Raw genomic sequence first — 9,508 nt, 5'->3', positions numbered from 1 at the left:
GGAAGTTTAAATTATCTTTCACCTTGCCAGTTTTTAAGACGTTTTCAAGAAAATAATGGCCATTCACAAAAGATTAGTCTTTAATTTTTAAAGATGGTGTCTAAATAGAGGGGGCCAAACCGTGAACGTCGATTTTTCCTACGTCAACTGCGATAATTCCTACGTCAACGCCCATTTTTCCTACGTGAACGCTGATTATTACAACCAAGATTCTAGATTCTCCTCTTAGCCCTTATTAGAAGCCACACTTCCCGTTCGGAACCTGCCAAAATTTCTTCTTTTCATGCTGCGAAAGTTGAATTAGCATGATTTGTTACACAAAAAACAACACATCAAGATTTACTAAATGTAATATCCGTTTGATTGCGGTTTTGAATAAATGTTGTAAGTACCCATCTTGCTATTGGTCCCACATTTAGTAACTGTAATGGATATGCCATAATAAAGTTTTGCCCAATTATACGAATGTAGTTGTTTAAGAATGACCCCTCCGGGATTTGAGGATATCGAGGATTTGTATTTGGATATCATGGATTCGCAACCAGATATCGAGAATTCCCATTCAGTTATCAAGTATTCGCACAACCATATCTAAAATTCATCATTTCCAAACAATTTAAAGCTGATTAATATCTGGAAAATTTTGAAACATTATTCCTATTCTTTTCGTAGACACTGTAAAGGGAATTAAATATGCACTCTTTTAGTATCTTTATAAATTGTAAAGGGGTGAGTGAATATTGATATCATTTATACTTTTTTACTTTATTGGAATACCCTTTTCCGTCCTTTTACATGAAGTAGGGCATGCAATGGGATCCATTTTATTTTCAAAAGAAAATTCGCATGTCTATCTAGGTCCTATTGATCAGGGAAATAAGGAAAGCTTTCGAATCGGAAGAATGCACTTCCATATCAAGTGGGCATATTTTGGCTTCTGTGTTGTAAAAAATAGGAACACTTTTTCAAAATTTCAAGATATCGTTTTTTTCGCAGGTGGACCTTGTTTATCATTTTTACTTTTTATTGCTGCTTATCTCACTTCAACAAGTATTACTCATTATGAATTGAAAAACTTTTTAAATGGAATTACCTTCTTAAATCTCTTATTGTTTTTAAGCACTAGTATTCCCATTATCTATCCGAAATGGCTGAAACCATATTCGGGATTTCCTTCTGATGGTTATCAAATACTTACAGCATATAGAGGAAAAGATAAGATTGAATCCTAACTTTACAGAGGTAGAAAATATATGTTGCTAATGAAATAGCTATTGGAGGTTTGGAATGAAAAAGTGGGGATTCGTTTTCATCGTTCTGGTGTTAGGAGGTATTATAATTGCATCTTGGCAAGAACAAATCAAAACTAAATATATTGTAAATAATTTAGAAAGTATTCAATCGGTAGACTTGATAAGAGTACAAAATAGTCAAACAGATAAACTACTTATGGAATATACGGATAAGAATGCTTCCTTCTCAGAGATGGTCAATATTTATAAATACCCCTATTACGAATTAAAAGGGACTGAGAAGAAATTGGTGAATAAGGATCCTGCATTTGTTATAGAGTTTTTACAAGAGAATTCAGTTCAGTATAAAGTGAATGTATATGAGTTAAATGAGGAAGATAAAGAAATATTTAAAACAAGTAATTATCTGTATTCTCCCGAAAATGTGAATGATACGTACGTTTTTGCATTAGAGAAATATCCTCATTTAGTTGGTGTGAATGAAGGATTGATACAAATACTGAATAAAGCTCTCATTCATTAAATTCAACAAAGGTTTGATGGCACTATTAACAGATCGTTTATTTCAAAAAATCCAACAATATATATAAAAAAACTCAGAGCATATAAACTCTGAGTTTTTTAGAAACTTAATTAGTTCCCCTTATGTTATAAATCACGCCTCATGTTTAAACCAATCAGTCATTAATTCTTCCAATCGTTCTTCGAGTGATTTCTTTTTCACCAACAAATTCTCGTATTCCTGCCAATCTGCTTCTGCTTCAATTTGTGCAGTGAGCGTTGCTAAGTCTTCTTCGACATCGGCGATTTCCTTTTCAAAGGAACGAGGTTTTTCCTCACGTTCGCGTACCATTTTGACTTGTTCTTCCTTATGGAAAGGTATTTCTGGTTCAAGCGTTTGCTGTCTTTCCGCCCATTTCGATCGAGCCCATTCATACGCTCCTTCGAAAGTTACGAAAGTGCCCTGGTCGAGCCAAGCAGTACGTGGGAACAGTTTGTTGAGGAAGTAACGATCGTGAGAGACGGCTACAATGGTTCCCTGGAAATCTTCGAGGGCCTCTTCAAGCACTTCTCTCGAATCGATATCCAAATGGTTTGTCGGTTCATCGAGCATTAATAAATTGATGTCCTGATGCATGAGTTGCGCAAGACGCAAACGCATCCGCTCGCCTCCACTTAAATCGCCTACCCGTTTGAACACATCCGGTCCATAAAACATAAATTTCGCCAGAATGTGGCGGGCTTCACCTTCAAAGACATTAACCTCAGCACGGAATACATCAATCAATCGCGCTTTTGGATTGGCAATTTCGAAATGCTGGGACAAGAATCCTACTCTTACATTACTGCCTAGACGTGCGATACCTGCATCGACGTCCAGTTCCCCTCGCAAAAGTTTCAGGATGGTAGATTTGCCGGTTCCGTTTCGACCGACGATTGCCACACGTTCTTTCCACCTGACATTGAAGTCCGCACCAGAAAGCAATACTTTGTCGCCAAACGCTTTGTAAACTTGTTCCATGACCACCACTTCCTTGCCGCTACGAGGAGCTGCTTCAAAGGTTAAGGTCATTTTTTTCGGATCAATTAACGGTTTTCGGACTTTTTCCATGCGTTCCAAAGCCCTTTCCATATTGCGGGCTCGTCGGTGCAGAGCTGCATTAGGTGGTACTGCTTCGTTTGCCCATAATTTCAACCGCTTGATGGCTTCGCGCATTTTCTTAATCTTTTTCTGCTGTTCCTCGTATTCCTGGAACTCCCGCATGATGCGTTCTTCTTTTTGAATGGCAAACGATGAGTAGTTGCCGTGATACAAGATCAATTCGCCTTCTTCAAGATCAGCCACTTTCGTGACCACCTGATCCAGGAAATAGCGGTCATGCGAAATGATGATGACCGTTCCTTCATAATCAACCAAATACTGTTCCAGCCATTCAACAGCATACAAATCCAAATGATTTGTTGGTTCATCGAGCAACAGTAAATCTGGTTTTGTTAACAGCAACTGACCGAGCATGATTTTCGTTTGTTCTCCGCCACTCAAAGAAGGGAAAGGACGATTAACGAAACTATCCAATTGAAGACCTTGAATGACTTTATCAATTTCAGACTCATACGAGTATCCGTCACGCAGAGTGAATTGTTCCTGAATATTTCCATATTGACGAAGCAACCGTTCCATCTCATCAGTTGAGGCACTGGCCATTTTCGTTTCAAGGTCTGACATTTGTGTCTGCATCTTAAGCAGTTCTTCAAAGGCCATCGTCAATACATCAAGCCCCGTTACGTCCTCTGTGTAGGAAGGGATCTGGGCCAAGTAGCCGATTCGTGTTCCTTTTCTGAAATGAATGCTTCCTGAATCCGGGCTTTCTACACCGGCCAACAATTTAAAAAGTGTCGTTTTACCTGTTCCGTTGCGTCCGACAACCGCTAATTTATCACCAGTCTTAACAGCCAATGATAATTCCTCAAATATGATGTTTCCGCCTAACATTTTACTGATTTCCTGTATTGTACATATCATAATTTTCCGCTTCCTTTCGATATCAGCTGGAAGCAATCCATTCTTAAAGCTATTTTTGCGTACAAAAAAAGACTGCCTGAAAAGCAAGCAGTCTTTTCTCGTGAGAATTGGAGAAGAAAGAATGTCTTGTCAGCTGTGATGAGCATGTAATTTTCTAAAATTGGACAGACCTGTCCCGTTGTTAGAAATTTCATGAGTAATCGCACATGATGTGGATAAAAATTCCAGTATAAAACCACGTGCATTCACAGCGTTTTTCATTCTTTCTTCACCTCCGTTCATTCATGTTGAGAATATTCTATCATATTCACTTATCAATTTCAAATGGCCATTTAGGAAGCATTTTAGATAATTTTTTATCTTCCCGATACCCAAGCACATACTCAGCTTGCATAATTGTATGAATCTCACGTGTTCCTTCATAAATGACTGGCGCTTTTGAGTTACGCAAGTATCTAGCGACCGGGTATTCATCCGAATATCCATAGGCACCGTGGATTTGTACAGCATCATCTGCGGCTTGGTTGGCAAAATCACATGCCTGCCATTTCGCTAAAGAAGTTTCGCGCGTATTGCGTACCCCTTTATTTTTCAGCTCACCTACTCGGTACACGAGGAGACGGCTCATTTGAAGACCCGCTTCCATTTTCGCAACCATTTGCTGGACCAATTGATGTTTACCGATTGGCTTACCAAATGTTTCGCGCTCATTACAATATTTCACACTTGCTTCAATACAAGCCATGATCAAACCTGCAGCACCTGCAGCCACGGTAAACCGGCCGTTATCCAAAGCAGACATGGCGATTTTGAATCCTTCGCCTTCTTCCCCTAAACGGTTTGCGGCTGGAACTCGAATATCATCGAAGAAAATTTCTCCTGTATTCCCCGCACGAATGCCATACTTGCCTTTAATCGCTTTCGAACTGAATCCCTCCATCGTGCGTTCCACGATAAAAGCACTGATGCCGTGGTGTTTCTTGGATTTATCCGTATAGGCAAAAACAATGAAATGGTCTGCTTTATCACAGAGGGAAATCCACGTTTTTTGTCCTTTTAAAATGTAATCTTCCCCGTCTCGTGTTGCCGTTGTAGTCATTGCCGCTACGTCCGACCCAGCGCCAGGCTCCGTCAGACCGAAAGCTCCAATTTTTTCACCTTTCGCTTGAGGCACTAAATATTTTTGCTTTTGTTCTTCTGTTCCCCACTGCATTAACGTCATGGAATTCAAACCGATATGCACGGAGACTGCTGTTCGAAAAGCCGTATCTCCCCGTTCCAATTCTTCGCAAACGATTGCTAAAGAATTGTAGTCCATGCCACTTCCACCATATGCTTCGGGGACACAAACACCCATGAAACCTAATTCAGCTAACCTTTTCCATACCTTTTGATCAAAGCCACCCGTTGCATCCCACTCAGCGATATGGGGAATAATTTCGGCATCCACATATTGGCGGACTGTTTTACGAAGTAATTGTTGTTCTTCCGAAAATTCGAAGTTCATGATGAATGCCTCCTGTTATACGTTACCAACCGAAGTTGATTGTTGAATGGATTCTTGAATTTGGACGCCACGTTTCTTTAATTCACTTATATAGGTATCACCCGGCACAATTTGTTCTGGTGCGTAGACACCGCGTTTTGTAATTTCCCCATTGCCGATCATCTGGGCAACGATTGAAATCGTGTTAGCTGTTGCACGCGCCATTGCCGTAACTTGATCTGTCATATCTTTTTTCGTCACGAGTTCGTAGGAATAGGTAGCCAGTTGACCATCTTTATTTCCGGACACAATGACTCGTAACAGGACGGCATCTTGTTTGTCTCCCAGTAATAAGCCTGGCGTCAAAGCAGCTTTCAGCACTTCACGTGTGCTGACTGTTTTTCCACCCACTTCAACCGTTGTTTCTTTTTTAGTTAAGCCGAGATCAACAAGCACTTTGAATTTTTCAGCATGTCCTGGGTAACGAATCGTTTTATACTCGAGTGTTTCCACATTCGGAAACGTTTTTGTCAACGTCGATGTGCCACCTGATGTATGGAAAGCTTCCAGTTCACCGAATTCATCAAAATGAATCGGCTCAATTTCCGATAATGATGGCACTTCAAGCAATTCACCATTCCGTACGACATGGGATGTATCCGTATAATGATCCATCACCCCGTCCAATGAAAAGACTATGTTGTATTTCAATGGACCTTCCGGATCGACCGGAATCCCACCTACATACAATTTGATTGATTTTACTTCATCCAATTTGCTTGCACCGTAACCTGATAAAATGTTGATCATGCCCGGAGCTACCCCTAGGTCCGGAATCAGCGTTACACCTTTCGCTTGTGCTTCATCAGCCAATTCAAGAACAGCATCTGTTGCACCGCCGATGTGTCCGCCTAAATCCACTGAATGGACGCCTACTTCAACGGCTGTGCGCGCTACTTTTTCGTTAAACGTGTAAAACAAGGCGTTAATGACAACATCACCTTTGCTCATGACGTCTTTCAATTGCGCATCATCATTGGCATCTAAACGGACTGCTTCTATTTTATCGGATTGAATTTTCTCTTTAAACGCCTTCACTTGCTCCACTTGTACGTCAGCCAAAAACACTTTTTCGACGTTCTCACTTTTCACCAAATCACGAGCCGCTTCTTTCCCCATTAATCCCGCACCTAATACAACAACCTTCATTTTTACATCCCCTTTGTAAAACATTATCTCTGCATGTATATGTGAGGCTTACAATGATTGATTCAAAACTGCTTAGTTATCGATTTGAGCCCGTTGCAATTTGCCGCTGAAGTCGACATAGATGCTCTTCCATTCTGTATATACATCAAGTGCTGCAACGCCGGAGTCACGATGTCCATTACCTGTCCCTTTTGTCCCGCCGAATGGCAAATGAATTTCGGCACCTGTTGTGCCTGCATTGACATACACAATGCCTGTATCCAAATCGCGCTGCGCCTTGAAGACCGTGTTCACATCACGTGAGAAAATACTGCTGGATAGACCGAATGATACGCTGTTATTCACTTCGATTGCTTCGTCTAAACTCGACACTTCAATCAGTGAAACGACCGGGCCAAATATTTCTTCCTGCGCAATACGACTGTCTCTAGCAACATTTGTAAATAGAGTTGGAGCATAGTAGTTGCCGTTAGCCAATTCACCTTCAGCAAGAATTTCTCCTCCTGCTAGCAAAGTAGCCCCTTCTTCTTTACCGATTTGGACATAGTTATGGATTTTTTCAAGCGCTTTTTTGTTGATGACTGGACCGATTTTCACGGATTCGTCCATACCGTCACCGATTCGCAATCCTTTCATTGCTTCCTGCAAACGCGTTTCTAGTTCTTCTTTCACATCTTTATGCACAATGACGCGACTGCATGCGGTACAACGCTGACCGGCCGTTCCAAATGCACTCCACAAAATCCCTTCAACGGCCAATCCAAGATCGGCGTCGTCCATGACAATGACTGCATTCTTCCCGCCCATTTCAAGCGACACTTTTTTCAAGTGACGACCGCCACGTTCTGCTACTGAACGACCTGTTTCTGTTGATCCAGTAAATGAAATAACTTTCACGTCCGGATGTTCAATCATCGCCGTTCCAACATCTGCCCCAGAACCAAATACAATGTTCGCAACCCCTGCAGGGAGCCCCGCTTCTTCGAAGACTTTTGCCATTTCGTATGCCATCATCGGCGTTTCAGTTGCTGGTTTCCATAAGAATGTATTGCCGGCAACAATGGCAGGGAATGACTTCCACGTTGCGATGGCCACAGGGAAGTTCCATGGGGTAATAAGTCCGACCACGCCGATTGGAGCTCGTACGCTCATCGCAAATTTGTCTGCCAGTTCCGATGGCGTCGTTTCCCCGAACAATCGACGGCCTTCCCCCGCCATATAGAACGCCATATCAATTCCTTCTTGCACTTCTCCGCGGCCTTCTTCAATGACTTTGCCCATTTCTTTCGTCAGCACTTGGGCAAGATGCTCTTTCTTTTCTTTCATAATACGGCCTATTTCATATAAATAATCTGCCCGTTTAGGTGCAGGGACCAGCGCCCATTTCTTCTGCGCTTCCTTTGCAGCTGCAACAGCCATATCCACATCATTTTTAGTTGATAATCGAACTTGCGCTAACTCTTCTCCATTTGCAGGGTTCGTTACAGGAACGTACTTTGCATCTCCCGCTTCCTGCCACTTTCCACCGATGTAATTGTTCAATTGCATGTACCTTACCCCTTTCGATTTGAAAACGCTTTCAGTATACTTATTCGACACGTGGTCATTTAAACCTTTTCATTTTCAGAAAAAACGGAATGTTCCTAAATACAGACGTTCTATGAAACTTTTTGTTGCGAGAAGCGTATGAATGAGTAGAATTTAAATTTTGGAGGAATGTATGCCATGAACAACCACGAAATCGATTACAAATTACACGGTGACGATATGCAGTTTGTAGAAGTAGAACTTGATCCAAGAGAAACGGTCGTTGCAGAAGCAGGCAGTTTGATGATGATGGAAGACGGCATCTCGATGGAAACCATTTTTGGCGATGGCTCGAACAGCTCTTCCTCAACTGGCATCATGGGCAAACTGATGGGTGCGGGTAAACGAATGCTTACAGGAGAAAGTTTATTCATGACGACGTTCACAAATAACGGATCTGGTAAAAAACATGTGTATTTCGCATCTCCATATCCAGGAAAAATCATTCCGATGGATTTAAGTGAAATGGGCGGAAAAATCATCTGTCAAAAAGATGCTTTTCTGGCTGCTGCCAAAGGTGTATCGGTCGGCATTGAATTCCAACGCAAAGTTGGGGCTGGTTTCTTCGGTGGTGAAGGGTTTATCATGCAAAAACTTGAAGGTGATGGACTTGCTTTCGTCCATGCTGGAGGTACCATTCATAAAAAACACTTACAACCAGGTGAAGTGTTACGTGTGGATACAGGGTGTCTAGTCGCAATGACCAAGGAAGTGGATTACAACATCGAAATGGTACCAGGCGTGAAAACAGCGTTGTTCGGTGGAGAAGGATTGTTCTTCGCTACACTGCGTGGTCCCGGTACGGTATGGATTCAATCGTTACCGTTCAGTCGTCTCGCAAGTCGCGTGTTTGCAGCAGCTCCTCAAACTCCGGGCGGCGGCTCAAAAGGTGAAGGCAGCTTAGCAGGCGGTCTGTTTGATTTATTAGGTGGGAAATAATTGAGATGATTGCAGTGTGCCTTAACTGGTGCACTGTTTTTTATGGTTTTTGCATCACGACGAGTTTTGAGTTAAGGAACAAAAAACAGTCATCTCAACAATGAGACGACTGTGAAATATGTTTATTTTTTTGAATTATACCAAATTGCACACCAGTCGGATCCATTAGATAAGCAAGATAAAAGCTATCAAATTCCATTTTCTCTCTAACGACCGTTGCACCATTTTCTTTAGCTGCACTAATGGCATCATCAATAACATCTACTTCAATTTGGATTCGGGTTCCGTGAGGGTAGTCATCGGGACCTTTACCGATGCCGCCATTAATTCCTTTAGTTTCGTTTTTGCCTGTTGTTATTGCCCAATAATCCCATTGAGGCTCGGCAATTTCCCACCCAAATACATTTGAATAAAATTGGACCGCCTTTTCAGGTTCTTGGCTGCTCAACTCGAAACCAATAACTCGGCCTTTGTTTTTTCTCATAATAAGCTCCTCCCCAAATGAAAAAC

The 9,508-nt window shown here is 41.7% G+C and carries 9 protein-coding genes; 3 read left to right on the top strand and 6 right to left on the bottom strand.

From position 1 onward, the window contains the following. The first annotated feature begins 812 nt into the window (after positions 1 to 812). Positions 813 to 1,232, top strand: a complete 420-nt coding sequence (locus M9R32_RS13525) for a hypothetical protein (RefSeq protein ID WP_269927274.1) — start codon at positions 813 to 815, stop codon at positions 1,230 to 1,232. Between the two features lie 55 nt (positions 1,233 to 1,287). Next, positions 1,288 to 1,776, top strand: a complete 489-nt coding sequence (locus M9R32_RS13520) for a hypothetical protein (RefSeq protein WP_269927273.1) — start codon at positions 1,288 to 1,290, stop codon at positions 1,774 to 1,776. A gap of 132 nt (positions 1,777 to 1,908) precedes the next feature. On the opposite strand, the gene abc-f is transcribed toward M9R32_RS13520, so the two are convergent. The 5 genes from abc-f to M9R32_RS13500 all read right to left on the bottom strand — a co-directional run bounded on the left by abc-f (position 1,909) and on the right by M9R32_RS13500 (position 8,020). Next, positions 1,909 to 3,777 carry a ribosomal protection-like ABC-F family protein gene (gene abc-f, locus M9R32_RS13515; RefSeq protein ID WP_269927272.1) on the bottom strand — a complete coding sequence of 623 codons (1,869 nt, stop codon included), beginning with the start codon at positions 3,775 to 3,777 and terminating at the stop codon, positions 1,909 to 1,911. A 129-nt stretch (positions 3,778 to 3,906) separates the two neighbouring features. Next, on the bottom strand, positions 3,907 to 4,038 hold the full coding sequence (locus tag M9R32_RS16080; RefSeq protein ID WP_016428383.1) for an RAxF-45 family protein: 132 nt from the start codon (positions 4,036 to 4,038) through the stop codon (positions 3,907 to 3,909). A gap of 46 nt (positions 4,039 to 4,084) precedes the next feature. Then, the gene (locus M9R32_RS13510; protein WP_269927271.1) at positions 4,085 to 5,284 is read right to left on the bottom strand and encodes an acyl-CoA dehydrogenase family protein; all 1,200 of its coding nucleotides are present in this window, start codon (positions 5,282 to 5,284) and stop codon (positions 4,085 to 4,087) included. A 15-nt stretch (positions 5,285 to 5,299) separates the two neighbouring features. After that, positions 5,300 to 6,472: a saccharopine dehydrogenase family protein gene (locus tag M9R32_RS13505; RefSeq protein WP_269927270.1), complete on the bottom strand. Its 1,173-nt coding sequence runs from the start codon at positions 6,470 to 6,472 to the stop codon at positions 5,300 to 5,302. A 72-nt stretch (positions 6,473 to 6,544) separates the two neighbouring features. Next, positions 6,545 to 8,020 (bottom strand): aldehyde dehydrogenase family protein, encoded by a 1,476-nt coding sequence (locus M9R32_RS13500; RefSeq protein WP_269927269.1) that lies wholly within the window; start codon positions 8,018 to 8,020, stop codon positions 6,545 to 6,547. Positions 8,021 to 8,197: 177 nt separating this feature from the next. On the opposite strand from M9R32_RS13500, the gene M9R32_RS13495 reads away from it, so the two are divergent. Then, positions 8,198 to 8,998, top strand: coding sequence for a TIGR00266 family protein (locus tag M9R32_RS13495; protein WP_269927268.1), 801 nt, complete (start codon positions 8,198 to 8,200; stop codon positions 8,996 to 8,998). A 94-nt stretch (positions 8,999 to 9,092) separates the two neighbouring features. Here M9R32_RS13495 and M9R32_RS13490 read toward each other — a convergent pair whose 3' ends face one another. Then, a complete protein-coding gene (locus M9R32_RS13490; protein ID WP_269927267.1) occupies positions 9,093 to 9,482 on the bottom strand; it encodes a VOC family protein in 390 nt (129 codons plus the stop codon). Between the last annotated feature and the right edge of the window lie 26 nt (positions 9,483 to 9,508).

Origin of the sequence: Paenisporosarcina quisquiliarum (assembly GCF_027563315.1) — a bacterium.
In the GTDB taxonomy this organism is placed as follows: domain Bacteria; phylum Bacillota; class Bacilli; order Bacillales_A; family Planococcaceae; genus Paenisporosarcina; species Paenisporosarcina quisquiliarum.
The sequence above is the reverse complement of the archived record's forward strand: the minus strand, read 5'-3'. Positions and strand labels throughout refer to the sequence as shown.